23 protein-coding genes are annotated in these 26,663 nt (G+C 59.8%); 8 read left to right on the top strand and 15 right to left on the bottom strand.

From position 1 onward, the window contains the following. Positions 1–10 precede the first annotated feature (10 nt). Genes GAL_RS19375 through GAL_RS19360 form a run of 4 tightly spaced genes read right to left on the bottom strand, consistent with a single transcriptional unit; the run spans position 11 to position 3,212 of the window. Entirely contained in the window at positions 11–787 is a 777-nt protein-coding gene (locus GAL_RS19375) for an ABC transporter permease (RefSeq protein ID WP_024099242.1), read from the bottom strand. Next, the gene (locus GAL_RS19370; RefSeq protein ID WP_024099241.1) at positions 784–1,536 is read right to left on the bottom strand and encodes an ABC transporter permease; all 753 of its coding nucleotides are present in this window, start codon (positions 1,534–1,536) and stop codon (positions 784–786) included. Before GAL_RS19370 ends, GAL_RS19375 begins: the two co-directional genes overlap by 4 nt. Positions 1,537–1,545: 9 nt before the next feature. Beyond that, positions 1,546–2,325, bottom strand: a complete 780-nt coding sequence (locus GAL_RS19365; RefSeq protein ID WP_024099240.1) for a transporter substrate-binding domain-containing protein — start codon at positions 2,323–2,325, stop codon at positions 1,546–1,548. A 41-nt stretch (positions 2,326–2,366) separates the two neighbouring features. Beyond that, on the bottom strand, positions 2,367–3,212 hold the full coding sequence (locus GAL_RS19360; RefSeq protein ID WP_024099239.1) for an ABC transporter ATP-binding protein: 846 nt from the start codon (positions 3,210–3,212) through the stop codon (positions 2,367–2,369). A gap of 104 nt (positions 3,213–3,316) precedes the next feature. Here GAL_RS19360 and GAL_RS19355 point away from each other — a divergent pair, with 104 nt between their 5' ends. The 5 genes from GAL_RS19355 to tviB all read left to right on the top strand — a co-directional run bounded on the left by GAL_RS19355 (position 3,317) and on the right by tviB (position 8,989). Further along, entirely contained in the window at positions 3,317–3,964 is a 648-nt protein-coding gene (locus GAL_RS19355; RefSeq protein ID WP_024099238.1) for a TetR/AcrR family transcriptional regulator, read from the top strand. Beyond that, complete coding sequence (locus GAL_RS19350; protein WP_024099237.1) at positions 3,961–5,148, top strand: pyridoxal phosphate-dependent aminotransferase; 1,188 nt, start codon at positions 3,961–3,963, stop codon at positions 5,146–5,148. The genes GAL_RS19355 and GAL_RS19350 overlap by 4 nt, the downstream gene beginning before the upstream one ends. 2 nt (positions 5,149–5,150) lie before the next feature. Continuing rightward, a complete protein-coding gene (locus GAL_RS19345) occupies positions 5,151–6,809 on the top strand; it encodes a 5-guanidino-2-oxopentanoate decarboxylase (protein ID WP_024099236.1) in 1,659 nt (552 codons plus the stop codon). A 3-nt stretch (positions 6,810–6,812) separates the two neighbouring features. Next, entirely contained in the window at positions 6,813–7,595 is a 783-nt protein-coding gene (locus GAL_RS19340) for a dimethylarginine dimethylaminohydrolase family protein (RefSeq protein ID WP_024099235.1), read from the top strand. A 122-nt stretch (positions 7,596–7,717) separates the two neighbouring features. Further along, on the top strand, positions 7,718–8,989 hold the full coding sequence (tviB, locus tag GAL_RS19335; RefSeq protein ID WP_024099234.1) for a Vi polysaccharide biosynthesis UDP-N-acetylglucosamine C-6 dehydrogenase TviB: 1,272 nt from the start codon (positions 7,718–7,720) through the stop codon (positions 8,987–8,989). A 25-nt stretch (positions 8,990–9,014) separates the two neighbouring features. Here the strand turns inward: tviB and GAL_RS19330 are convergent, their stop codons facing one another. Next, positions 9,015–9,923 carry a MurR/RpiR family transcriptional regulator gene (locus tag GAL_RS19330; protein WP_024099233.1) on the bottom strand — a complete coding sequence of 303 codons (909 nt, stop codon included), beginning with the start codon at positions 9,921–9,923 and terminating at the stop codon, positions 9,015–9,017. Positions 9,924–10,027: 104 nt separating this feature from the next. Then, positions 10,028–14,053 carry a PEP/pyruvate-binding domain-containing protein gene (locus GAL_RS19325; RefSeq protein WP_024099232.1) on the bottom strand — a complete coding sequence of 1,342 codons (4,026 nt, stop codon included), beginning with the start codon at positions 14,051–14,053 and terminating at the stop codon, positions 10,028–10,030. A gap of 175 nt (positions 14,054–14,228) precedes the next feature. Here GAL_RS19325 and GAL_RS19320 point away from each other — a divergent pair, with 175 nt between their 5' ends. Beyond that, entirely contained in the window at positions 14,229–15,161 is a 933-nt protein-coding gene (locus GAL_RS19320; RefSeq protein WP_024099231.1) for a PhnD/SsuA/transferrin family substrate-binding protein, read from the top strand. A 20-nt stretch (positions 15,162–15,181) separates the two neighbouring features. Next, positions 15,182–17,461 carry a response regulator gene (locus GAL_RS19315; protein WP_024099230.1) on the top strand — a complete coding sequence of 760 codons (2,280 nt, stop codon included), beginning with the start codon at positions 15,182–15,184 and terminating at the stop codon, positions 17,459–17,461. A 127-nt stretch (positions 17,462–17,588) separates the two neighbouring features. Here the strand turns inward: GAL_RS19315 and GAL_RS19310 are convergent, their stop codons facing one another. Genes GAL_RS19310 through GAL_RS19300 form a run of 3 tightly spaced genes read right to left on the bottom strand, consistent with a single transcriptional unit; the run spans position 17,589 to position 19,641 of the window. Then, entirely contained in the window at positions 17,589–18,386 is a 798-nt protein-coding gene (locus GAL_RS19310; protein WP_024099229.1) for an iron chelate uptake ABC transporter family permease subunit, read from the bottom strand. Continuing rightward, entirely contained in the window at positions 18,386–19,162 is a 777-nt protein-coding gene (locus tag GAL_RS19305) for an ATP-binding cassette domain-containing protein (RefSeq protein ID WP_024099228.1), read from the bottom strand. The genes GAL_RS19310 and GAL_RS19305 overlap by 1 nt, the downstream gene beginning before the upstream one ends. Next, on the bottom strand, positions 19,159–19,641 hold the full coding sequence (locus tag GAL_RS19300) for a Fur family transcriptional regulator (protein ID WP_024099227.1): 483 nt from the start codon (positions 19,639–19,641) through the stop codon (positions 19,159–19,161). The genes GAL_RS19305 and GAL_RS19300 overlap by 4 nt, the downstream gene beginning before the upstream one ends. Before the next feature lie 94 nt (positions 19,642–19,735). On the opposite strand from GAL_RS19300, the gene GAL_RS19295 reads away from it, so the two are divergent. Beyond that, positions 19,736–20,818, top strand: a complete 1,083-nt coding sequence (locus GAL_RS19295; RefSeq protein WP_024099226.1) for a zinc ABC transporter substrate-binding protein — start codon at positions 19,736–19,738, stop codon at positions 20,816–20,818. On the opposite strand, the gene GAL_RS19290 is transcribed toward GAL_RS19295, so the two are convergent. From GAL_RS19290 to GAL_RS19265, 6 genes are all read right to left on the bottom strand, one after another. After that, positions 20,812–22,113: an NAD(P)/FAD-dependent oxidoreductase gene (locus GAL_RS19290; RefSeq protein ID WP_024099225.1), complete on the bottom strand. Its 1,302-nt coding sequence runs from the start codon at positions 22,111–22,113 to the stop codon at positions 20,812–20,814. The genes GAL_RS19295 and GAL_RS19290 overlap by 7 nt on opposite strands. A gap of 207 nt (positions 22,114–22,320) precedes the next feature. Beyond that, positions 22,321–23,412 carry a molybdenum ABC transporter ATP-binding protein gene (gene modC / locus GAL_RS19285; protein ID WP_024099224.1) on the bottom strand — a complete coding sequence of 364 codons (1,092 nt, stop codon included), beginning with the start codon at positions 23,410–23,412 and terminating at the stop codon, positions 22,321–22,323. After that, on the bottom strand, positions 23,406–24,104 hold the full coding sequence (gene modB / locus GAL_RS19280; protein WP_024099223.1) for a molybdate ABC transporter permease subunit: 699 nt from the start codon (positions 24,102–24,104) through the stop codon (positions 23,406–23,408). The genes modC and modB overlap by 7 nt, the downstream gene beginning before the upstream one ends. 9 nt (positions 24,105–24,113) lie before the next feature. After that, on the bottom strand, positions 24,114–24,929 hold the full coding sequence (gene modA / locus GAL_RS19275; RefSeq protein WP_024099222.1) for a molybdate ABC transporter substrate-binding protein: 816 nt from the start codon (positions 24,927–24,929) through the stop codon (positions 24,114–24,116). 187 nt (positions 24,930–25,116) lie between these two features. Next, positions 25,117–25,671 (bottom strand): chemotaxis protein CheD, encoded by a 555-nt coding sequence (locus GAL_RS19270; RefSeq protein ID WP_024099221.1) that lies wholly within the window; start codon positions 25,669–25,671, stop codon positions 25,117–25,119. 24 nt (positions 25,672–25,695) lie between these two features. Next, positions 25,696–26,637: a CheB methylesterase domain-containing protein gene (locus GAL_RS19265; RefSeq protein ID WP_043939872.1), complete on the bottom strand. Its 942-nt coding sequence runs from the start codon at positions 26,635–26,637 to the stop codon at positions 25,696–25,698. Positions 26,638–26,663 lie beyond the last annotated feature (26 nt).

Here is a 26,663-nt window from a genome sequence, read left to right as displayed (position 1 = left end):
GCGGGGACGGTCAGCGGCGCTGTGGCACCCGATCTTCAAATCGTTTGAAGGCCAGTGTGATCACCCCAGCGATGGCCATATAGACCAACGCCAGCAGCAACAGCGGTTCATAGACTATGAAGGTATCAGACCGCACCCGAGAGGAGACCGCGTAGATATCCAGAACGGTGATGGTCGCCACCAACGGTGTCGCCTTCAGCTGAAGGATGGTTTCACCGCCAAGGGTGGGCAGGACGTTGCGGATAGCCTGTGGCAGCCAGATCCGGCGGAACATGGTCAGACGGGGCATCCCGTAAGCCTTGGCTGCTTCCAGCTGCCCCTTGGCCACACCAGAGAAGGCACCGCGCATCACTTCGCCCTCATAGCCAGCGTAGGAGAGCGTGAGCGCCAGAACGGCATAGGGCCAGGCCTGCCGCAGGTAAGGCCACAGCTCGCTGGAGCGGATCCAGGGGAATTGCGGGAACAGCGAGCCCAGCCCGTAGTAAAGCAGCCAGATCTGCAACAACAACGGCGTGCCGCGGATGACCGTGCAGAAAATGCGCGCAGGCGTTGAGAGATACCACGGTCCAACGGCCTGGGCGAGGCCAAGAGGCACCGCCAGTGCAAAGCCAAGGATGCTGGTGACCACAAGGATCCAGATGGTGGTCCATAACCCTTCCAGTGCCAGCGGCGCATATGTTGGGATCCAGTCCCAACGCAGGGACAAAGCACACCAGATAACCAAGGCAGCGAACAGGGCCATCAGAATCAGCCGATGAGGTTGCATCAGGGATTTCAAGGAGGTCATTGGCGGCCCTCCCGGAGGGATGGCTGGCCGCGCCTTGCCCAGCGTTCGATCCAGCCGAAAATCACACCGGAGCAGAGCGTTACCATCAGGTAGAGCGCTCCGGCCGCGAGGAAGAACGTGAAATATGCACGCGTACTGCTGGCGGCCTGTCGGGTTTCCAGGGTCAGCTCTGCAAAGCCGACGATGGCCAGCAGGGCGGTGTCCTTGGTGGCGATCAGCCACAGATTGGCCAGACCCGGTGTTGCAAAGCTCATCATAGCGGGGATGGTCACCCGGCGCATGGTCATGAAGGCAGGCATCCCGTAAGACCGTGCCGCCTCAATTTGGCCGGGGGGCACCGCCTTGATGGCACCGCGCAGCACCTCGGTGGCATAGGCGCCCTGCACAATGCCGAGCACCCAGATACCCGCCACAATCCCGCTGATTTCCACCCGACCGTAGCCGAAACTGCCCGCGACTTTGTTGATCAGATCGGTGCCGACGTAATAGAGGATCAGGATCAGCACCAGTTCAGGCACGGCGCGGATCACAGTGGTGTAAATGGCGAGCAGATCACGAAGGATCGGCCCGCCATAGAGTTTTCCGTAGGCCCCGAAAAGCCCGATGATCAGCCCCATACCAAAAGCCCCAAGGGCGATCTGGAGCGAATTGGCGAGGCCCCGCAACAGGTTGCCCCCCCATCCCGGCGGCGAGAGCGACAACAGCTGCGCGCTCTCGGCCAGACCAAACAGGTCGAGGAGTCCGGTCACGATAGGTCCTTACTCGGAGTAGATGCTGGTCGTGAAATACTTCGAGGTGATCTCGGCATGGGTGCCATCGGCCAGGATTGCCGCGATCCCCTTGTTGAGCGCCGCCAGAACATCGCTGTCGCCCTTGCGCACGCCAGCACCGACGCCTTTGCCGAGGATCGCCTCGTCATTGGCGACGGGACCCTTGATCTCGCAGCAGGCACCGGCATCGGAGCCGACAAAGTCTGCCATGGCGATGCTATCGGCCTGGGTGGCGTCGATGCGACCGGCGAAGAGATCCTGATTGGCCTCATCCTGGGTCTGATAGACGCGCAGTTCGGAATCTTTGAAGTATTCCTGTGCATAGGTCTGGTGAATGGTGGAGGCCTGAATGCCGACAACCTTGCCCGCCAGTGATTCCGGTGTCGGTTCGATGTCCATCGACTTATCTGCCACGATCACCGCCGGGGTGTTGTAGTAGGGATCCGAGAAATCGATGGTTTTCAGCCGCTCTTCAGTGATCGACATGGAGGCCATGATGGCGTCGATCTGCTGACCGGTGAGAGAGGGAATGATGCCGTCCCAGGCCACAGGAGTGATGACACAATCCATCTCAGCCGCGGCGCAGACTGCATTGATCACGTCGATCTCCCAGCCTACCCACTGACCGGAGGAGTCCAGTGATGCAAAGGGCGGATAGGGTTCTGCGGCCACACCAATCTTGACTGGCTCCGCCTGCGCGACAGCACAGGTTGCGGCAACGGTCGCGGCGGCGAGGACTGTGGATTTGAGATTTGATATCATGGACATAACTGTCTCCCTGTTTTGTTGTTTATACGTGTTGTTATGCGTTAAGCGACCGAACTCAGGAACTGTTTCAGACGCTCTGATTTCGGATTGCCAAAGACCTCAGACGGGGGGCCTTGCTCTTCGATCCGACCTTCAAAGAGATAGACGACATGGTTTGCGACTTCTCTTGCGAATTTCATCTCATGGGTGACCAGCAGCATGGTGCGCCCCTCCGCGGCCAGATCGCGGATCACCGTCAGGACCTCCCCGACCAGCTCGGGATCAAGCGCCGATGTTGGCTCGTCAAACAGCATGACATTGGGATCCACGGCCAGCGCCCTGGCGATTGCGGCGCGCTGCTGTTGCCCGCCGGAGAGAAAAGCCGGAAAGGCATCGGCCTTGTCGCCGAGGCCCACGCGGGCCAGCAGCTCATGCGCACGGTCGATCGCTTCGGAACGGGGCATCTTTAGCACATGAACCGGCACCTCGATGACATTTTCCAACAAGGTGCGATGGGTCCAGAGGTTGAACTGTTGAAACACCATCGCGAGACGGGTGCGAATGCGTTCGATCTGGCGGCGGTCGGCGGGGCTACCATCAGGGCGCATCGCCACGGTTTCGCCTGCGATTACAATTTCGCCTGAGTTGGGTGTTTCCAGAAAGTTGATGCAGCGCAGCATGGTCGATTTGCCGGAGCCGCTGCCGCCAATAATGGCTACGACATCGCCCTGTTTTGCGGTGAGGGATACGCCCTTCAGCACCTCCAGCGAACCGAAGGATTTGTGCAGATCGCTGACGCGGATCGCCTCGGCCTGCGTGTGGGTGTTCACCGGGGTCTCAGCACGCGCCTGTGCGGGGGCAGATGCTGTCGAAAGCGGGGCAGGGTCTGCGGCAGCCGGATCGGGCATTTTCTGATGTCCTCATATTTCGGCTTGTAGTAAGGCTGACTTGGAGTAATTATGCAAGTGTATAATTACTGACCGCGTGATTGCGCAGCATATTGGAGAGCCCCGTGTCAGGTGAACGCCGGAAATTTAAGCGCGCGACCGCACAGGAGCGGAAGGAGGCATTGATCCTCGCAACTTTGGAGTTGGTGGCCGAGAAAGGTGTGCGCGGCGCAACTGTGCGTGACATCGCTGAGCGGGCGGATGTGACACAGGGGCTGATCCGGCACTATTTCTCCTCCAAGGAAGACCTGATGACCGCAGCCTATGAACATCACATGGTTTTCATCAGTGATCTCACTTTTGCCCCGGTTGCTGGCATGGCGGGAACCGCCCGCGCCCGTCTGGCCGGGTTTGTTGAGGCTTCCCTGCTGCCACCGGTGGTGGAGCCGACGGCGGTGGCGCTTTGGGCCGGGTTTCTGAACAAAGTGCAGCAGGATCCGCAGATGCGGCAGATCCACCAACGCACCTATGACTATTTTCGCGACAAGCTGGGCGAGTTGATCGCTGCCGCGCTGGACGAGGCGGGGGTGCCCGTCGACGCGGCGCGGCTGCATCATTTGGCGGTGGCCTGTAACGCAGTGATTGACGGCCTCTGGATGGAAGGCGGTGCCTTGCCAGAGGCGTTTGAAGAGGGCGAATTGCCGACGATCGGATTGGAATCCGTGGGTGCAATTCTGGGATTGAACTTGCAGCATAAGGCAGAACAGCCATGAGAATGACCGATGTGACCAGACGGCTGGCGGGGCTTGGTGGGGCCAAGTGGGAGGTGCATCTAACCGCGCGCGAGATGATCGCTGCCGGGGCGGATATCATCGAGATGACCATTGGTGAACCGGATGTGCCCACACCGGAAGCGCTGATGCAGACCGCCGGCGCCGCGATGATGGCCGGGCGCACCGGCTATTCGGACGGGCGTGGAGAGGCCAATCTGCGCCAAACCCTTGCAGCGCGGTACAGCGCCAGCACCGGGCGTGCGATCGGCCCAAATAATGTGCTGTGCTTTCCGGGCACGCAGACTGCGCTTTATGCGGTCCTGATGGGGGTTGCCGAGCACGGCGACGAGGTGTTGGTCGGGGATCCGATGTATGCCACCTATGAAGGCGTGATCCGGGCAAGTGGCGCCGACATGGTGCCAGTGCCGCTGCGGCCCGAGCATGGGTTTCGGATGCAGGCTGATGATATTGCAGAGAAAATTACTCCCCGCAGCCGCGCCATTCTGTTGACCACACCGCACAATCCTACGGGATCCATTCTGACGGTAGAGGATCTCGACGCCATTGGACGGCTGGCGGAGGTGCACGACCTGTGGATCATCTCGGATGAAGTCTATGAGCAGTTGGTGTTTGACGCGGCGGAATTTGTGTCGCCGCTGGCGCGCGCGGCGTTTGCCGAGCGGGTGATTGTGGTGTCGTCGATCTCTAAATCCCATGCGGCGCCGGGGTTCCGCAGCGGTTGGTGTATCGCGAGCGAGGCCTTCTGTAATGGATTGCTGCCGCTGTCGGAGACGATGTTGTTCGGCAATCAGCCTTTCATCGCGGATATGACGGAGCAGGCCGTTCGCGAGGGGTCTTCGGTGGCGGAGGGGATGCGCTGTCGATTTGCAGCGCGTGCGGCGAAGCTGGCAGATCGGCTGCACCGCGACACGGTTTTGCGGGTGCACAGCCCGGAGGCGGGCATGTTTGCAATGATCAATGTGGCTGCGACGGGCATGAATGGTGACGCTTATGCGCAGGACCTGTTGCACAGCGCCGGCGTCGCCGTAATGCCGGGATCATCCTTTGGCGAAAGCCTGCGCGACTGGGTCCGGGTGGCACTGACGATTGAGGATGGCGCATTTGATCGCGCGCTGACGCGTATCGTGGATCATGCAAACCGCAAATCAACGGAGGTTGCATGACCATGGGAGTTCAAAAAAACGCCACACACACGGTTGGCGAAGCGCTTGTCGAAGAGCTGGCCGCACGCGGTGTGCAGCATGTGTTTGGCATTCCGGGGGTTCATACGGTTGAGCTTTACCGTGGGCTTGGGAATTCCGACCTGCGCCATATCACACCGCGCCACGAGCAGGGCGCCGGGTTCATGGCGGATGGCTACGCGCGGGTGTCCGGTCGGCCTGGCGTTGCCTTTGTTATCACCGGGCCGGGGCTGACCAATACATTGACTTCTATGGCCCAGGCGCGCGCGGATTCGGTGCCGATGCTGGTGGTGTCAGGGGTGAACGAGAGCGGCTCTCTTGGTCATGGGATGGGCCATTTGCACGAGCTGCCAGATCAGCATGCCCTTGCGAAGTTGGTCGCGCTGAGGTCGGAGCATGTAGCTGCGCCGCAGCAACTTACGCCCGCGTTGGATCAGGCATTTGCACCAATTGCGGGCGCTGCGCTGTCGCGGCCCGGACCCACCCATGTGCAGATCCCGCTGGATGTCGCAGGGATTGCCGCCAAGGAGGACAGTGGGCAAGAGAGTATCCTAACTGATGAGCAGGGCAGGGGGAGTGTATCCCCGGTGGATCTGGCTGCGCTGATGCAGCGCCTGACCGCAGCGGAGCGCCCTGTGATCCTGGCCGGAGGCGGCGCGCGGTTCTGTGCTGACCAATTGCGTCAGCTGGCAGAATATCTGGGCGCGCCCGTGGTCCAGACCGTCAATGCGCGCGGCGTGATGTTTGATCACCCGCTGTCTGTGCCGGCCAGCCCTAGCCTTGCCTCGGTGCGCGCATTGATCGGCGCGGCGGATCTGGTGTTGGCACTGGGGACGGAACTGGGGCCGACGGACTACGATATGTATGCCACGGGCGTGATGCCGCAGATGCCAGGATTGATCCGGGTCGACCTCTGTGCAGATCAGCTGGCGCGCCACCGGGCGGAGCTGGCGATCCATGGCGATGTTGCGGTTGTTCTGTCGGCGGTGCTGGCTGAATGGAAACTGGATGCGCATAGCCCGTCCGAGTGGGGCACCGGGATGGCCGAACAGACCCGGGCTGCCGCCTGGGAGGAAATCGGCGAGAGTTATCGCGCTCAGGTTACGGTGCTGAACGCGCTGCGCGCGGCGGTGCCGGGGGCAATTGTCGTCGGGGATTCCGCCCAGCCGATCTATGCGGGGAACCTCTACTATGATCACGACCGCCCCGGCGGATGGTTCAATGCGGCGACCGGCTATGGCGCGCTTGGCTATGGTATACCTGCGGCCATTGGTGCGGCCGTTGCCGCACCTGAGACACCGGTCATCTGTATCACCGGCGATGGCGGCGCGCAGTTTTCGCTGCCGGAAATCATGACGGCAGTTGATGAGGCTTTGCCGATCACGTTCATCGTCTGGAACAATCACGGTTATCAGGAAATTGCCCGGTCGATGCAGGATGTTGGCGTGCCGGTGGTGGGTTGTGATCCGACGCCACCGGATTTTGCCGCAACCGCGCGGTCCTTCGGGATCTCTCATCGTGCGGTTTCTGCGGATCCGCAGGAGGTTGCTGACGCGGTGCGCGCAGCTGCATCTGAGGCCGGGCCCCGGATGATCGAAATCACCACCCCAAAATTTTTGCCAACACTGGCGACAAAGGACTGAGATATGACCAACCCTACATATGAATTCACCCGTGCAATCACCCGCCGCCCGGCCTCCAGCATCACCGATGGGCTGCGCGCCGAGGATATCGGTACCCCAGATTTGGACAAGATGCTGGCCGCCCATGCTGACTATGTCGCCGCGCTCAAGAGCACAGGCGCCGAGGTGATTGAACTGCCGCCGCTGGAAGCGTTTCCAGATGCGGTTTTTGTGGAGGATACAGCGCTCTGTCTGCCGAAGGGCGCGGTGCTCATGCGCCCCGGCGCGCCGTCGCGATTGGGAGAGGTGGCAGAAATGGCGCCGACCCTGCGCCAATGTTATGATGAGGTGCGCGAGATCAAAGGCCCCGGCTTCATCGAAGGCGGCGATATTCTGGTGACCGAACGCGAAATCCTCGTCGGTCGCTCGGCCCGGACCGATGCTGCGGGCGTGGCTGAACTGGCGGAGATTGTTGCCGACTGGGGCCACAACCTGCGCGAAGTGTTTACGCCGGAGGGGGTGCTGCACTTCAAGACAGATTGTTCGCTGATGGACGCTGAGACCATTTTGTCCACCAAGCGGCTGGATGCGTCAGGTTGTTTTGAGGGCTACCGGGTGCTGCATGTGCCTGAGGGCGAAGAGGCGGCTGCCAACGCGATCCGCTACAACAATCTGGTGCTGATGGCGGCGGATTTCCCACGCACAGCGGAGTTGCTGGACCGTGAGGGGTTTGAGGTCGTGCAGATCAGCAACACGGAGTGTGCCAAGCTTGACGGCGGCATGTCCTGCCTGTCGCTGCGCTTCTGAAGCAGCCCTAAACGTGGATCTCTCCCGGTTTCGGGAGGGATCTGACCGCGCATGGTTGAAACTTGGCGCTGAGGCCCCTTATGAAAGGCAATCGGGCGGACAAAGACCATTGAGGCAGCGGCATGAGCGGGACAGAACGGATTTGCGTGATTGGGCTTGGCTATGTCGGGCTGCCGCTGGCGGTTGAGTTTGGCAAATCCCGTCCTGTGGTCGGGTTTGATATCAGCGCCGAGCGTATTGACGCGTTGCGCGTCGGTGACGACAGCACCCGCGAAATCAGTTCCGAGGCCCTGTCCAGCGCTGCGCATCTGACACTGACCACTAACCCGGCAGAGATTGCCGATTGCACGGTCTTCATCGTGACGGTGCCAACCCCGATCGACGACAGCCGCCGCCCGGATTTGACGCCCTTGCTGCGTGCGTCTGAGACGGTTGGGCGGGTGCTGAAACCCGGCGATCTGGTGATCTATGAATCCACCGTCTATCCCGGCGCCACTGAAGAGGAGTGCGTGCCAGTTCTAGAGCAGCTGTCCGGACTGACATTCAACCGCGATTTCTATGCGGGCTATAGTCCGGAGCGGATCAACCCCGGTGACAAGACGCGCCGCCTGCCGGACATCGTCAAAGTCACCTCCGGCTCAACGCCTGAGACAGCGGAGCGTGTTGACGCGCTATACCGTGAGATAGTGACGGCGGGCACCCACAAGGCCGAGAGCATTCGCGTGGCCGAGGCCGCCAAGGTGATCGAGAACAGCCAACGTGATATCAACATCGCGCTGATCAATGAGCTGGCCAAGATTTTCAATCGCATGGATATCGATACCGAAGCAGTGCTGCGCGCGGCGGGGACGAAGTGGAATTTTCTCAACTTTCGCCCGGGGCTGGTGGGCGGTCACTGTATTGGTGTCGACCCGTATTACCTGACCCACAAGGCAGAACAGCTGGGCTATCACCCGGAGATTCTGCTAGCCGGGCGGCGTTTGAATGACGGTATGGGATCTTATGTTGCCAGCCAGTTGGTCAAGTCCATGCTGAAACGGAAGATGGCGGTTGCCGATGCACGGGTGCTGGTGATGGGGCTGACATTCAAGGAAAACTGCCCGGATCTGCGCAATACACGGGTGATTGATGTGGTGCGCTGCTTTGAGGAATACGGCCTTGCAGTAGATGTCCATGATCCCCACGCTGACCCTGATGAAGCACGGGCTGAATACGGCGTGGAACTTGTCGAGAAGCCGCAGGCGGGCAGTTATGATGGCATGGTCCTGGCGGTTGCCCATCAGGAGTTCCGCGACATGGGTGCTGCGCAGATCCGTGCTTTGGGCCGACCTGGCGCGCTGCTCTATGATCTGAAGTATGTGCTGACACCGGATCAGTCAGACCTGCGGCTCTGAACGGCGGCTTAGTCTCCGAACTGAACTATTTTGGCACCTTTGGCAGCTTGCCCCCGCGCCAATAGGCGCCGGTGTCTTCGCGCAGGGCCTCATAGCGGCGGATCCGGTTCTGTGCGTCTTCGCCACCGGCATCGACAAGATGGGTCAAGAGACAATCAAGCACCGCCATTGCGCCAGCGTAGCCGCCAAAGGGGTGCAACGCGTTATCCGCAATCAATAACAGGTGGTCCGGCTTTAGTCCCGGCGCGATAACTTCGCTGTCAGAGATCAGGATCAGCGTCGCCCCTTTGTTGCGGGCCAGCCGCAGGGCCTGTAGCGTTTCGGAGGAATAAGGGGCGAACGTCATGGCAACCAGACAATCCTCTGCCTCGATATCCATCAGCTCATCAACCGCAGCACCCATGTGACGAGGCACCAGATCCAGACTGGGCAAGGCCATGCGCCCGACGTAGTGGAAATAATAGGCCAGCGCGTAGCTGGCCCGGGTCGCGGTCACATAGCAGCGCCGCGCGGAGGTGAGCGCGGTGACAATGGCAGCGGTCCGGTCCGGGGTCATCAGCCGCAGGGAGCGGGCCACGATGTTCACCTCATTGCGGGCGATGCGACCGTGACGGGTGGTGTCGGGGGCCTGTTCCAACCGATCCAGCCAACCAAGCCCCAGACCGCCCTCGCGTTCGGTGGTCAAGGCGGCACGAAACGGCGCGCGCAGGGCTTCGAAACTGTCAAAACCAAGATGCGCGGCCAGTCGGACCAGAGAATTGGCGCTGATTCCGGCCTTGGTTGCGGAGACACGGATTGGATCAAGCCCGAAGTCGCCGGGGGTGTCGATGATGTATTTCGCTGCCACCGAGAGGGCTTGTGGCAGCTGGTCAATATCAGCCTTCAACTTCGCCAGCAGGCGGTGGGTCTGTCGGGGATCAAGATGTGGGTCCATCCCGGTAGTTCAGACCATTTGTGTGATAATGTGCAAGGCAGAACATATGTTTCTGCCCCCGCCATGCTGTCTGAGCGGCGCGGCGGGGGCAGACGCGTTTGATATCAGGCCGATGCCGCTTGTAGCGTAGCCGCACCGCTTTGCGTGATCGATCCATCCTCTGCCACAGTGATCAGCTCACCATGGGCCAGCTGGTCGAGCCCTTTGCAAGCGACCAGCATCAGAATGTCCTTCTCCCGCGCGACAATCGCCATGTGGCTCAGCCAGCCGCCAACTTCGCTGAGGACAGCTCCTGACCGCTGCACATATGGCAGCCAAGCGGGATTGATCATGCGGCAGGCGAGGATATCGCCGTCCTGAAAACCGTCAAACACATCAGGACCAATGGCGGTTTCGTCTTCCACCCAGAACACGCGGGCCTCAACACTGCCGCTACCCGCGACGCAGGTGCCGCCGAGGCTGCCATCACCGGATCCCGCCTGCGCCCCGAGCGACAACAGTTCACAGTCGCGCAGCGTGAGACTGACAGCGGTCGGCGCGGACGGCTTGCGCAACTCCTCATTGTGCTTGCGGGCTGCGGCGTGATCTTTCAGCGCTGTGGGCTGGTCCCAGTCTCCCGCTGCGATTTCGTCCATTGTCAGATAGAAGATTAGCTCTTCCAGACCGGTTGCAGATCCCAGCGCCAGCAGCGCGCGACGCAGCTCCGCCAAAATCCGCAGGGCTTCGTGCTTAGCCTGTTCTTTCAGATCCTGATAGGCAATCGCGAGATCCAGCGTCTCGTTCAGATCCTCCGGCAGGTTTGCCGGTGGCGTAACGGCTCCACTGATCGGCTCGACGGATCCATCAAGCAGCGAGGTGAGCAGGTTCGGCGCTTCGCTATAGCGGGGTGTCGACAGCTCATAGTCGAATATGGACCGGTGCCCCATCAGAAACTGTGCGCGGCTTTCCGCCATCGGACCTGTGCAGGACGCAAGTAGGCTGGACGGTGCATTAGGCAGCTCGGCATGCATCAGATGTGCACGCAGCGCGGGGTCACCTGCCGCGGCGGCGCTGGCCTCGCCCATGGTAAAGCCCGCGATGATATTCACCTTCTCAGCTTCGACATAGATGTCTGTGACAAAGAGGTCGCGCAGCGTCGCAATCGCCTCCAGCTGTTTGGGCAGCGGCAGGGCGGCGTAGTCCACGGCCTGCCAGAACGCCAGTTGATCGCTGAGCTGCGGCAGAACCTCCGCATGGAAGCGATCAATCATCGGACGGGCCTGTTTGCGCAGTTGCTTGGCCTTGGTCGCGGTCAACTTCAGCGTCATCTGCTCCTTGAGGTCTACATCGACGTAGGTCTTGCCGAAGAGGTTCACCAGATGACCGGCGCGGCCTTCGGGCAGATTGTAGGGTACCGACAAGGCGCGGCAGGCCAGATCGACACTGCCACCCGGAGACCAGAGGCTGCCCATCAGCGAGAATGACAAGGGTGTCGGGCGGGGCAGAACCTCTGACATTTCGTCCTGCTCCAGAATGGTCTGGTCCGGATCGGCGTCCGCGTAGTGGTCCAGGACATCACGCCATTCGGCCAGGCGGGTCTGCTCTTTTTCGGTACCCAGGGATAGCGTGGTGATGTCGCGGCTTTGCACGATCTGGAATTGACCGTTGGCATAGGCCCACTCCACGTCCTGCGGAGCACCAAAGGTCTCTTCGATCTGTTGCCCAAGCGCCAGAAGTGGCGCCATGTCCAGCGTCTGGTCCTGATCCTCGGATGCAGGCAATCCTGTGTAGCGGCCAAAGCGCAGGCTGGTGGGGGTGACGCGCCCGGAGACCAGATCCTCTCCGCAGCCTTCGACCCATTCGATCATGCACATGCCCGGCGCCATGGGGTCCTGGGTGAACAGGACTCCGGCATATTCTGCCTGCACCATTTCCTGCACCACGATATTGCCCTGATCGGTGCTGTCGCCGTCCCCTGCGTAGCTGGCGGCGCGGTCTGAGGAGAAGCTGGTCACCACCTCATCAAGGGCTGCGCGCATGGTATCGGCGGTCACGTCGAGGACGGATTCGAAAACCCCGGCAAAACTCTGATCAGCGCCGTCCTCATTGCTGGCAGAGGAGCGCACGGCGACCGGTTTGCCGCCAGCCAGGCCGAAGACCTTGGCTGCAAATGCGTCTTTCTTGGCCTCGGACATGTCGCGGTAGTCGTGGATCGCATCAGAGCGCACGATCACGCCGCCGGGCACCGGCAGGCCTGCGTTGCGCAGGATCGACAGGCGCAGGGCCTTGTTACCGGCGTGTTCCAGCTCCTCGGTGTAGCCCATCGGGATCACGCCGCGGGGCAGCCTGGCAAGGCGGCGCTTGTGGGCGCGCAAGGCGATGGCGTCGCCAAGCTGGCGGTGCATGCCTGTCACATAGGCGCGCTGCACCAGCAACAGCGTCAGGCTGAAGCAGAGGTAGGCGTTGGCGGCGCCCGAAAGGCTGAACACCATCGCAAAGAGCGCGGGCATGCCCAGCACCATCCAAAGCAGTTTCTGGCGCTTGGTTTTGGCGACGGCCCACAGCAGGTAGACGGCGGCAAGCCCGCAGAACAGAACCGGCATGATGAACAGCGGATCGGGCAGGCCGAGGTCTGCCATCCACAGGAACGGCGTCTGCAGGCTGGCGCTGGCTTCCTGTGCGGCGGAGACTCCCAGCATCATCACCGGTAGGAACAACAATGCGGTGAGGTTTCTCATCGGTGTCAGGCCTTTGTCGGCATAAAACGCCTGCACTGCACGAGCCTTGCGTACGGGATCATCGGCCAGTCGTTCTTTCAGCGCCTTCATCTCATCCGCAGTTTCGGCGGTGGTGATCTGGTCACGCTCGGATTTCAGGGCGACAGGCAGGATCATAATCCGGGTGACCAGCGACAGCGCCAGCAGGCCAAGGAGGATATGGCTGCGTTCATGCACCCAGAGGAGGGCGGTCGCGAGGCCGGAGATCGCCTTGTCCCAAAGGCCACTTTGCTGGTCGGCAAGCCAGGCCTGAACATGCGGTTTGGGAGCGGGTGCAATAAAATACTCCCAGGGCAACGTGTACCGCCCTCGGAAATCGAAACCTTTTTGGGACAGCTCCAGACCCAGAACTTGGCTCATGAAACAACTGCGGCGATCATAGCAGGCGGCCAGTGTTGGTTTGCTGGGATCCAGCTCACTGATGCGTTGCATCAGATCGGCGGTGGTCATCTTGCGGATCGGAATATTGACTGCACCTGGCAGATGGCCGGACTCAAAGTCGCCAGGATAACGCGTATCGACGATTTGCAGGTCTTCGGTGTTCATCAAGTCGGTGAAATCGGCGGTGCTGAGGAGAACATCGCGGCCGGGGTACTCCGGGATCGCGCGCAGATCGGAGAGGGTTTTTACATCTTTGTCGGAGAAATCCCGCCCCTCAACGATCCATTTTTCGATGCCACCCGCGATGAAGCTGCAATCAATGCCCATCGCTGCCAGTTTGGCGCAAGTCTCTGAACTTCGGTTGCCATTGTGACAGAACAGCACGACCTTTTGGCCCGGTTGAACTGGGCGCGATTGCAGGAAGTCAGGGAAACGGATGTGGGTCGCGCCGGGCAGGGTGCCCATGGCGTTCTCACCGGTTTCTCGGATATCGTAGAATAATGTTTGGCCATCGTCGAGCGCGGCAGCGGCATCAGCGGTCGACATGGCCAACGGATGGTCCGACTGGCGCGAAAAACTGGTTTCTTTGAGCGTCGCATCCTTGATCTTGGTGCCGTCGAATTGCGCAGGCCGCATCAGGGTGGCCTGCAGGCGGGCCTGTTCGGCCGCGCGCTGGGTCGTGAACTGCCAGTAATTCAACATCGCCAATGCCAGCGCTGCAAGCAGGAGACCGGTGATCAGCTTGATCGGATATCGCTTTGCTTCGGCCTTGCCCTTTGGTTGCAAGCCAAGTTTGGCCGCGACTACAGCGCCGAGGCCGGACACCATTGCAACCCCGACCGCAAGTACCTGCGACAGGGAGGACACCGACCCGATTACCAGCTCCGGCGAGGGAATGGCCCAAGCCGCTGCGGGCGCCAGCACCGACGAGAAGAGAACCGCCAACGACAGGCGAGAAACGGGTGTGTGGAAGCGAGTGCATTTTTGTATCACGGGAGGTCCTGCCGGGCTTGTGCCCGATCTTCAAATTTGTGACGAATTTTACAAAAGAGCGCTGAAATCGTTACTGAAACGTTAATATTTAGACTGCGCCGAGAGCGAGCCATAAAATTATTTATACTATTTCAGGATCACTTAACCAAATTTTCTCACTATTCAGGGTAAACAAATGCGTGGATTCACCGAACCGGCCGCGTCCGGATTCAGACTGGAGAAGATGATGCCAACCGCTTGGAAATATCACTGTGGACCTAAGGGTGTCATGCGCCTTTGGTCGATGATCTGTGTCTGCCTGCTGATGGTGCTGGCGCCGATGGCCGCCCGCGCTGATATCACGCTGACGTTTGGCACCTATGCTGCGGATAAACCGACCGTGACGGTCAAGAAATATCGCCCCTTTCTGACGTTTCTGTCCAATCGTCTGGGGGAGGCCTTGGGTGAAAAAGTTGTCATTCGGATGACGGTTGCCAAGGAATATCAAGAGGGTATCGATCAACTTGCCAGCGGGGAGGTTGACTTCGCGCGTTTTGGACCTGCCTCTTACGTGCACGTGATGAAACAGAACCCGGGCATCCAGATCGTTGCTATGGAGTCAAAAAAGGGACGTAAACGCTTCAAAGGCGTCATCGTGGTTCACCGCGACAGTGCGATCACGGAATTGTCGGACCTCGCGGGTCTCAGCTTTGCCTTCGGAGATGAACTCTCGACGATTGGACGTTATCTGGCGCAGAGCCATCTATTGGAGGCCGGAATCGACAGTGGAGATCTGCACACCTATGACTACCTCGGTCGTCATGATCTGGTAGGAGAGGCTGTTGGCGCGGGTAAGTTCACTGCCGGTGCGCTGAAAGAAAGTACCTACAAAAAACTGATCGCCAAGGGTGTTCCGATTCGGGTCCTGGCAAGTTTTGACAATGTCACCAAACCGTGGCTGGCCTCCTCGACCCTGCCTGAGAATGTCCTGCTGGCTATGCGTGAGATCATGCTGTCCTCAGAAAACGAAGAGATTGTGCGGCGGGTGTCCAAAAACGGCTTTCTTCAGGGCTCTGATTCCGACTACGACCTGATCCGCGATGCGATGGAGCAAAGCCAGGCATTCTAGTGCCTTCACCGGGGACCCTCATGAAACGTACGGGTATACTCTTTCAGATTGTTGTGTCTTTGTCGCTCGCCGCCCTGCTGGTCGCAGCGGCGATTGGCGATGTCGCGCGCCGTTACGAGACCAAAAATCTTCAGGCGCAACTGAAAGAACAGGCTGAGTTGACCATCTCGCTATTGAGCGGGCTGATGCTCGAATCGATCATCGTCGAGGATGTGCCAGTCCTGGAAACTGGTCTGATTGAGGCGATTGCGCGTAATCCCAAGCTGCTGAAGATCCAGATCCAGAACAGCGCGGGCACTCCGGTCGCAGAGGCGGGCGAGATTGATCAGGTGGGGCCTGGTGATTTTGTCATGTATGATCGTCGGATCACATTGGATGGGTTTGATTTTGGTCGTATGGTTGTCCATTGGTCAACCCGTGAAGGCCAGGCGATGGTTCAGCACAAGGTCAGTCAGACCATCATGTGGACTGTGGTTGCGGTGGCGGTGCTGTCGCTACTTGTTCTCATCCTGGTGAGTGTGCTGGCGTTGCGTCCCCTGCAGATCATCCATCAGCGAATGTCGGATGCCATTGCCGGTTTGTCGGGGCTGCAGGCCCGTTTGCCCTGGTTTGCCTCGCGCGAGTTTCGGGCGCTCAACTTTTCTGTCGGAGTGCTGGAAGACACTTTCTCCGAACGGGATGAACGCGAATATGCATTGGAAGAGGCGCGCAAGGCCGCCGATATTGCCAATCGGGCGAAGTCGGAGTTCCTTGCGAATATGTCTCATGAGATCCGCACACCGATGAATGGCGTTATCGGAATGGCTGAGCTGATCCTTGAAACCGATCTGGATGAAGATCAGACAATGTACGCCGAGACGATCTCAAAATCGGGATCAGCGCTGCTGACCATCATCAACGATATCCTGAACTTTTCCAAGATCGAAGCTGGAAAGATGGAGCTGGAGCGCGCGCCCTTCAATCTGCAGACCGCGATTGAGGATGTGGTGACGCTGCTCTCCCCGAAGGCCGCCGAAAAGAACGTTGAGGTGACCCTGCGCTATGATCCCAGTTTGCCGGAATGCTACGAAGGTGATGTCGGGCGTATTCGCCAGATCTTGACCAATGTTGCAGGCAATGCGGTCAAATTTACCGGCAAGGGGTATGTTTATATTGAGGTGTCGGGAGAGACTGACGGTGATCGGACAGATCTGCGCATCTCTGTGACCGATACCGGCGCGGGCATACCCGAAGACCGCTTGGATCGTATTTTCAACGCGTTTGAGCAGGCCGATGGCGCCGCCACGCGGAACTACGAAGGCACCGGTTTGGGCCTCGCGATCTCGACCCGGTTGCTGGAATTGATGGGGGGTCGGATTTCTGTGCAGTCGGAACTTGGCAAGGGGTCTGTCTTCACCATTGACCTGCCGCTTCGGATCCGACCAAGCCAGCCGAAACGGGCGCAGGATGTGCGTGATTTCAACGGGCTCAGGGCCTTGGTGGTTGACGATCTTGAACTCAATCGGATCATTCTGACTGAACGGCTGGCAACATGGGGCGTGCAAAGCGTCGCCGCAGGCTCAGCCCATCAGGCGCTGGAACTGCTGTTGGATTCGCGCCACGATGGCACCCACTACGATGTTATTCTGCAGGATTTCCAGATGCCGGGCATGGACGGCAAGGAGTTGGCGGAGCGTATTCGGGACATTCCGGAATACCGTGATTTGCCCATCGTGATTTTATCCTCTGTTGAAAACACCATTGACCGGGAGGCCCGAGACCATCTGGGGCGCTGTGAGGTCGCCCTGAAACCACTGCGCGCTGCGCAGTTACAGTCGGTCATGAGCCGCGTCTTGGAGACGGCAACCGAGGACGCGCCGCAGGCCGTTCCGGTGCAGGGCGTCGACACGCCCGTCGTTCCTGAGGTGAAACTTCTCCTGGCTGAAGACAACCGGACCAATCAGCTGGTTGTCTCGCGCATGCTGAAGGCGGCGCCGATAGAGGTGTTGATCGCGGCCAACGGGGAAGAGGCGGTGACGATGTTTCAGGAACACCATCCGGATATCGTGCTGATGGATATGATGATGCCGGTAATGGACGGGATCGATGCGACGGCTGAGATACGTCAGCTGGAACAGGACAACGGTCTGGGCCGCTGCCCAGTGGTGGCGTTGACGGCAAACGCGCTGCAATCACATCGAGAGGAATGTCTGGCGGCGGGCATGGATGATTTCCTAAGCAAGCCGATAAACAAGAAGGCGCTGCTTGGCGCAGTTGGCAAATGGGTCGATTGTGGACCTTTGCTGAAAACCGGAACCTGACGCCCCCAGGCTGGCGGAGAGATCTGGCAGATCAGCATGCGTATTCTTCTGCGCGATCTGAGGCGCCTCTGGTGCTATAATATCCTACCAGCCATAGGAATGTGATTTCGTGACGCGCTGGCTTGGCTCAGGTTTTGCTCAGCAGCTGCTTGAGGCTCGACAGGGCGAAAAGACAAGCCGCAAGGCAAACGATCGTTGGGCCGGTTGGCGTGTCGAACATGAAGGCCAGTTGCAAACCTCCCAACGCTGAGACTGCACCGGTGATCGCTGCGATGATGGTCATGCGCTCGGGCGTTGCAGCAAAAGGCCGAGCGGTTGCCGCCGGGATGATCAGCAGGGCCGCAATCAGCAACACGCCGACAACCTTGATCGCAACTGCTACCACGACCGCCAGAGCCAAGGTGAGGACAAGCTGTTCACGCCGGGGGTCAATCCCCGCTGCATGCGCAAGATCGGGGTTCAGCGTTGCGGTCAGCAATGCCGACCAGCGCCACCACAGCAGCCCCACTACCAAGAGGGCACCGCCCCAGATCACCATAAGATCGTTGGCATTTACCGCGAGGATGTCGCCAAAGAGATAGGCCATCAGGTCAAGCCGCACGCCTTGCAGAAAGGACACCGCCACGAGGCCGAATGCGAGAGACGAATGCGCCAGTACGCCCAGAAGCGTGTCGACAGCATAGCCTTTGCCGCTCAGTGTCGAGACGACCGTCGCCATGATCAGGGCCATCGCGAGTACGCCGACAAAGATTGACGTATCGAAACTGAGGGCGAGCGCGATCCCCAGGATCGACGCATGTGCGGTTGCGTCGCCGAAATAGGCCATCCGCCGCCAGACGACAAAACATCCAAGGGGGGCTGCGGCAATCGCGACACCAACGCCCGCAAGCGCAGCGCGGATCAGAAAGCTGTCCAAAATCATCATCAGTGGGGTCCGGTCATATCGGCATTGGCGGTCTGCGGATCATGCGCATGGTCGTGACCGCAGCGGTGATCGTGCGAATGGTTGTGTTCGTGTCGATAGAGGGCCAGGGCGCCCTGCGTCCCGGTCCCGAAAAGAGCGCGATACTCCGGGGCGGAGGCCACATGTTCGGGGGCGCCTTCGCAACAGATGTGACCATTGAGGCAAATCACACGGTCGGAGGCGGCCATAACAACGTGTAATTCATGGCTGACCATTAAAATGGCACAGCCTAGGTCGCGGCGCAGCTGTTCGATCTGCTGATAGAAAGCGGCGGACCCGGGTTGGTCCAGCCCCTGCGTGGCCTCATCCAAAATCAGCAGTTGCGGATTACAAAGCAACGCGCGCGCCAGCAGAACACGCTGGAACTGGCCCCCTGACAATTTGGTCATCTGGCGTTTCATCAACTGTCCGGCGCCGGCTTGCTCCAGCGCTTGCTGCGCAGCGGCATCCGACACGGAATGCGGCAGGCTCAGAAACCGGCGCACATTGAGAGGCAAGGTCGGATCGATATGCAGCTTTTGCGGAACATAGCCGATGCGCAGCCCCTGCGCCCGGGACACAGTGCCAAGCGTTGGCCGCAATGCCCCGATAATTGTCCGCAGAAAGGTTGATTTCCCTGAACCATTGGGGCCGACGATGGTCACGATTTCTCCGCGATCAATCGCGAAGTTAACATTGTGCAGAACCGGGTTGGCGTTGTGCCTGACGCTAACACCGGTAAGTTCGACCAGGCTCATGGCGCGTCGTCCGTCTGACATTTGGGGCAGAGGCCTTCGGCTTCCATTACCGTGCGTTCAATCAAAAACCCCGCTTCACGCGCGGCGGCTCCAAGGCGACCGTTGGAGGTTTGGGACGGTGCCTCGGCAACCGCATTGCACGTACGGCAGATCATAAAGACCGGGGCATGATCATCACCAGGGTGGCTACAGGCCACAAAAGCGTTCAGCCGTTCAATCTTATGAGCGAAGCCGTTTTTTACCAGAAAATCCAGCGCCCGATAGGCAATCGGTGGCTGCGATCCCAAACCTTCGCTGCGCAGAATATCCAGCAGATCATAAGCGCCCATGGCGCGATGGGCCTGCAGCAGTATTTCCAAAACCCGACGCCGGACCGGCGTGAACTGCAGACCATTCGCACGGCAATGTGCATCAGCGACGGCGATCCCGTCGCTGATACAGTGGCTGTGGTCGTGTGCGTGAAATCCGATGGGGTCCATTTGAGGCTCCGTTGGGCGATCTCTTTCGGGGTTGATATGTTATGTTATGACGTTTATCAACCGCCCAGATGTTATACAATTACATGGGGGCGTTATGGGACACATCCGCTTTTTAGCAACTGCCGCAACAGTTTGGGCCGCAGCGACGGCTGCCTTCGCCGAGGTGCCTGCAGTCGCTGCCGACATTACCCCGGTTCATGGCCTCGTGTCGCGTGTGATGCAGGGGGTCGGCGCTCCTGATCTGGTGGTGCCGCCTGGCGCGTCGCCGCACAGTCATTCGATGCGCCCTTCCGAAGCGCGAGCGCTGGATCAAGCGGATCTTGTCTTCTGGGTTGGGCCGATACTGACACCTTGGTTGGAAGGTCCTATTGCGACGCTCGCGTCTGATGCCAAAGTGATCGCTTTGCTTGACGCTGAGACCACTCAGCAACTGATGGTCCGGGAGACCGTTCAGTTCGGGCAGGGGCATGACGACGATCACAGCGATGACCATCATGACGGTCATGACGACGATCACGCTGATGACCATCATGACGTGCATGATGAGGAACATCATGATGCGCATCACGATGAAGAGCACGCCGGTGATCACGCAGACGAACATGATGAGGATCACGGCAACGAAACAGCGCATGCAGATGAGCATGGGCACAACCACGAAGCCGGTAGTCTTGATCCCCACGCGTGGTTGATGGCGGAAAATGGCAGTGCCTGGCTGCAGGTCATTGCGGAGGCTCTGGCGGCTGCTGATCCGGAGAATGCCGCGCTCTACATGCGCAACGCCGCAGAGGGACAGGCCGAGATTGCGACAGCTGCCGCTGAGATTGCAACCAAACTGGACGCTGTAGCGGGCAAGCCATTTGTTGTTTTCCACGATGCGTATCAGTATTTTGAAACAGGGTTCGGGATTGAGGCTGCAGCGGCAATTTCGTTGAGTGATGCATCGGATCCCAGTCCGGCCCGCATCGCCGAGGTCCGCGCAATCGTTCAGGAAATGAAGGTGCGTTGTGTTCTGTCCGAGCCGCAGTTCAACTCCGGTCTGGTTGCAACTGTTCTGGATGGAACTGATGCAGGCACGGCGGTTGTCGATCCGCTTGGCGTCAAGCTGGAGCCGGGCCCACAGTTCTATCCGCAGCTGCTGGCCTCAGTCGGCGAAGCGATCGCGAGCTGCTATTGATCGGTGGGGGTCGGCGTCTGGCCGACCCGTTCCGACAGGAGATGAACCAGTGCGGCGCCGGTCTCATAGTAGGCGCCACGCACCCCGGCAAAGGGCAGCCTGTGGTCGTTGCTCACTGGGATGGGAAGGAGCGATCTGTCTCCATGAATCAGGGCCTCGGCCATGCGTCGGCCAAAAACCGTGCCGGGGCCGATACCGCGCCCTGAGTATCCAAAGCAGGCAAATCCCTGACCCAAATCAATAATTTTTGGGATGTGTTCCGTTGTCATCGCGATCTTACCTGCCCACTCAGCTTCAAACGGATGATCTGCTAGGGCAGGGAACATGACTGCCAGCTTCCGCCGCAGCCAGTTTCTATGAATGCTGCGCGTGGGGTGGGACAAGGCGCCCATGCCCCCGATGATCAACCGTCCGGCGCGGTCGCGTCGCCAGGATGACATGATCAGGCCTGTGTCCCAGCAGCCTTCCGCCTGAGGCAGGATCTGCCCTGCGAGATCGGCTGGAAGCGGCGCGGTTGCAGCCTGAAAATAGCTGACGGGAATGGTGGCCGGGGCGGCATATCCCGTGATGGGCAGCGGGTAGGCGTTTGTGGCCATGATCAAGTGACGGGCGCGAACTGTGCCTTCGGGGGTGCTGACTCGCCAGCCATCTGCTTCGCGCGTGAGACCGACAACCGGTGAGTTTGCATGTAGCTTGGCGCCCTGCGCAGCTGCAGCACGGGCCAGCCCGACGACGTAGCCCAGCGGCTGAATGGTCCCGGCGCGGGGATCGAACAGGGCGCCATAGACGGCATCGCTGCCAACCCGGGCGATAGCATCGCCACGCAACAGGAGCGTGACCGGGGCGCCTATGGCTGTCAGTTGGCGGTGCCGCTTTTGCAGATCTTTCAGTCCCGAACGCGCATGGGCGCAATGCAGCGTCCCAGTCTGCACCGGTTCGCAGTTGATCTGATGGGTTTCGATCAATTCAAAGACCGCTGCGGGCGCGGCTGCAAGGAGAGTGGATAACCGGGCGCCGTTGGCCTTTCCGAGGGCGGCGTTGATTTTCTCGGGCGGTAACCACAGCCCGGCATTGACCAATCCGACATTCCGCCCCGATCCGCCCGCGCCAAAGGTCTCCGCCTCCAGCAAGCGAACATCCGCCCCCAGCTCCGCCGCGCGCAAAGCCGCCGAACATCCGGTATACCCACCGCCGACAACAACCAAATCTGCCGAGACATCATCGTGCAAGGCCGTAGCGGAGAGGTCTTCTCGGCAGGTCGCCTGCCATAGGCTGCGGTTCCCGTCAGGCGTCATACCCGGGTATCCTCTGTGAAGGGAGCATATCGCCTCAAAATCTGGTGTCGCCGCATATGCCCCTCCGTATTTCGCTGGTTCTCATCCGGACCTGTGGTGCTTGTGATCCGCTTGATGATTGATTTTGGCATACCGCAGAGGGTCGCAGTTGCCGAGAGAAATCAGCCGTTTGGTGGTGGTTTCTAGCACGATACGGGGTGCAGCGGCTCAGCCTGTGCGGGTTCCGCCCACATCTTCTGGTGCGATTGATACTGATTTCACAATCGCATGGCAGTCTGTGCCAATGGCCAGATCCAATGCGGCAGCAGATCGTCGGGTGACGCGCGCCAGCAAGGGCCCCGCTGAGGTCTGCAGAGAGATCATAATGCCGGGCCCATCGCCGCTGCGCATGGCGCTGACGCGGCCCGGCAGAATGTTCAATGCAGAGAGGCCAACGGGGCGCTGGCGTGACAGGATCACCTCATGGGCGGAGATGCGGACACGCACGGCATGTCCCGGCGGATGGGGCACCCGGGGAAGAAACAAGGCGAGACCACCGGCGTTCAATTCGCTCAACCCATCATTGTGATGTTGCTGCACTGTTGCCTGCAGAATAGCACCGGCACCACGCACGCCGGTTGGCATGATGGTCGGATCGGCCAGTACCAGATCAGCAGGGCCGCTGCGGATGCAGCGCCCGTCCTGCAGGACAACCACAGTGGTTGCCAGCCGGGCGACCTCAGCAACTGAATGCGTGACATAGAGAATGGGAAGCGTGATTTCATCGCGCAGCCGTTCCAGATAGGGCAGAATTTCGGCCTTCCGCCCCTCCTCCAAGGCGGCCAGCGGCTCGTCCGCCAGGATCATATCCGGTGCCGATAACAAGGCGCGGCCAATTGCGACACGCTGTTTTTCACCACCCGAAAGATTGGCTGGATGGCGGTTCAGCAATGCGCCCAATCCGAGCATCTCGACCACGGTGTCAAATGTCGCCACCTCTCTGTTGCGGGACATAAACCTTTGACCATACATAAGGTTTTTCGAAACACTCATGTGGGGGAAAAGCCGGGCATCCTGAAAGATGTAGCCAATGCGTCGACGGTGCGGGGGGGTATCTACCCCGGCTTCTGTGTCCAGAACAACGCGGTTTCTAAGGCAGATTTTGCCTGCTCTGGGTTTCAGCAGACCTGCCACAGCATTGACGACCGTGGTTTTGCCGGCGCCGGAGCGGCCGAATAAAACGGTCACCCCGCCAGGGGCCGAAAAATCCACATCCAAGGCCAACTGCCCCAGCTGGTGCGTCAGCCTGACCTCTAACATGTCGCGCCCCGAACCCGGTCTGCGACCCGGCGCGCCAGCCATTCTGAGGCTAGCAGCGCTGCCATGGCAAGAGCAACGGAGATGATCACCAACCGAAATGCCGCGGTTTCACCACCGGGTACCTGCAGAAAAGCATAGATTGCTGAGGGGAGCGTCCGCGTTTGGCCCGGAATATTGGAAACAAAGGTGATGGTTGCGCCGAACTCGCCCATTGCCTTGGCGAAGCCAAGGACGGCTCCGGCCAGAACGCCGGGCAGGATCAGAGGCAGGGTGATGGTCACGAACACCCATATCCGCGAGGCACCAAGCGTTGCGGCCGCCTGTTCCAGCCTGGGGTCCACCGCCTCCAGCGAAAGGCGTATGGCCCGGACCATCAAGGGAAATCCCATGATTGCAGCGGCGAGGGCTGCGCCGGTCCAGCGAAAGGCAAAGACAATACCGACTGCGTTCAGTGCAGTCCCAACCGGGCTGGGGCCGCTGAAGACGATCAGCAGGATGTAGCCAGTAACCACCGGCGGCAAGATCAATGGCAGATGAACCACCCCGTTCAGCAGTGCCTTGCCCCGGAACTGCCCACGCGCCAGTGCCAGCGCTACCAACAGCGCGAGCGGCAGTGCTAGAAGGGTTGCCCAGAACGATACCTTCAGGGACAAGGCCACCGCCTGCCATTCTTCGGGGCCAAGCCACTGCATTCTGTTGGGTCACTCCACTAGCACGGTGAAACCTTGCCTGACAAAGATCTCTTTCGCAATCGGACTGCTGAGGAAGTTCAGGAAATCAATGGCCTGCTCCCCGTCATGTGTTGCAGCGGCGGGGTAGGTGATTGGTGCGTGGCTGTCCGGTGGGAACCGGCCAACAACGGTGACCGCGGGGGTGCCAATCACGTCGGACCCGTAGACCACACCCAGACCGGCGGCGCCGCGGGCAACCAGTGCAAGAGCTGCGCGCACATTGTCGGTCTGAGCAACATGTGGCTGCAAGTGATCCCAAAGGCCCAGATGTTGCAACGCAGACTTGCCATAAATTCCGGCTGGTACCGCCTCTACCAGAGCCATTGCCAGTGGACGATCCTGCACCTGTGCCAGCAGCGTGGATGAATCTTGCAAGGAGAGGGAGGGCACGCTTGCTAGGGCTGCGGTTGGCGCGATCAGGACGAGAGAATTGCCGAGGAGATCAATCCGTGTCTCGGCTGAAATCAGGTCTCGCGACTGGGCCCAATCCATCCAGGCAGCGTTTGCAGAGATGAAAACATCCGCTGGCGCGCCATATTGCAGCTGCCGGGCCAGCAGGGAGGACCCGGCCAGTGACAGATCAACGGTTGTACCGCTCTCGGTTTCGTAGGCTTCAATGATCTGCTCCAGCGCGGTTTTGAGGCTTGCCGCGCCAAAAACGGTAAGGCGGTCGCCGAAAGCGGATCCCGGCAGGAACAGGGCCAGAACCATCGCGAAGCGGGCGAGAAATCGGCCTATCCGCGGTCCTGCGCGCCTGAGGCGTTCCGGCTGGTGTTGGCTCTGCACGTTACGTCCTGTCGTCATATAATATCAGAATGATAACGGCTCATGTGAATAGGCTGCAAGGTGCAACTCGGCAGTTACGCAGAGACGGGTGCATTGTAAAAAAGGGCCCGACTGCGCCGGACCCTTCCAAAATTTCGAGGTCATATCGGTACCGGTGTTTCAAGCAAAGGCCCCGGTCCTAACGCGCCTAGAACAGCGTGACCGCACCAACATCTGCTGCCGGTTTGGTTGCCGGAGCGGGGCGCGCCGCAACGCGTTCCTGCTCGCCCAGTCGCCTGTCATCTTTGACCTGCGTTTGCTGTGCAGCCCCCGTAACCGCGTGGAAACGCACCCGTCTTGCCGAAGTGCCACCAACACTGGAAGACACCACCGCGATGCTCTCGTCTCGCAGGAACCGCTGGACGAAGTCGGCATTTGAGGCGCCGATATCGGAGAGATTTGCTGACATTTTGGCCCCGCCGAAAACCTTGGCTTTCAAGTTTTCGCGCCGCGCCCCTTTTTTCATGATGCCGTTGATCAGCAGTTCCATAGCATGGATTCCATAGCGCGCATTCACACTATCGCTCGCGGTTGAGGAGGCCAGCAGAAAGTGGTTCATACCGCCGACACCAACTTGGTCATCGTAGATGCACGCAGCAATGCAGGAGCCGAGTACGGTGGAGAACACCACTGTCGGGGATGTCGATACGCGATACTCGCCTTGTAGAACGGTCACCGTGGTAGAGTTAGCAAAGACGCTCAAGGTGATTTCCTTCCCAGTTATTTGTCAGGTCTTGCAAGCCTGAATCAATGTTCCGGCCATTCGCGCAAGCGAGACCTGTTGCTGCGCGGCGCCCATTTCCCAGGCAACGCGTGGCATCCCGTAGACGACGCTGCTTTTCTCGTCCTGCGCAAAGGTCTTCGCCCCAGCCTTGCGCAGTTCCAGCAGCCCTTGCGCCCCATCTTGCCCCATACCGGTTAAGATTGTGGCAACAACGCTTTTTGCGATGGGCACGGCAGACATAAAAAGTGCATCGACTGACGGCATGTGACCCGAGATCGGAGGGCCCTCCTTGAACCGGGTGCGATACGGCTTTCGGGGGGTCATACCCATGTGGCGGGGTTGGCCCGCCGCTACATAGACATGGCCGGGCGACAGCGTCATATTGTCGTCTGCCGCCAATACTTTAGCCGGGCAAATGCGGTCCAGAAGAGAGACTAGCCCGCGGCCAAAGTTCTTGCCGGTGTGCTGAACGATTAGGGTCGGCGGACAGTTCAGCGGAAATCCGACCAGCACGCTGCGCAGAGCTTCCACGCCACCGGTGGACGAGCCAATCAGGATAATCTTGTCACTACCTTGGCCTGCGGCGGCGCCAGCGGTTTGTTTTTGCAAGGGCGAGGCCTGATCCCGGCGCGGCGCCTTGACCATCATGTCGAAATAGCGTGAAAAATCGCGTGGGTTATCCGATTTCGTCAACTCGAAGATGCCAGCACCAACGTCCAGCAACGGCGAAGAGTTACGTGCTGGCGTTGACCCCTGATTGTCCATTACAGACACCCATCTGATGTCAAGCGCCGAGAAGAGAGCCAGCATCATTTCGAACTCGGGTAGTTTGGTGAACCCATCTTCGACGAAGGCAAAAGTGGGTTGGCCCGCCTCTGCCTGATTGTAGGCCATCATCAGATTGTTGGCCAAAAGCACCTGAAGGCCAGGATAGGTGGCCTCCATATGTTGTTGTAGGGTCTGCGCAAAAC

Origin of the sequence: Phaeobacter gallaeciensis DSM 26640, assembly GCF_000511385.1 — a bacterium.
Lineage (GTDB): Bacteria > Pseudomonadota > Alphaproteobacteria > Rhodobacterales > Rhodobacteraceae > Phaeobacter > Phaeobacter gallaeciensis.
This window is presented reverse-complemented; position numbering and strand designations above follow the sequence as displayed.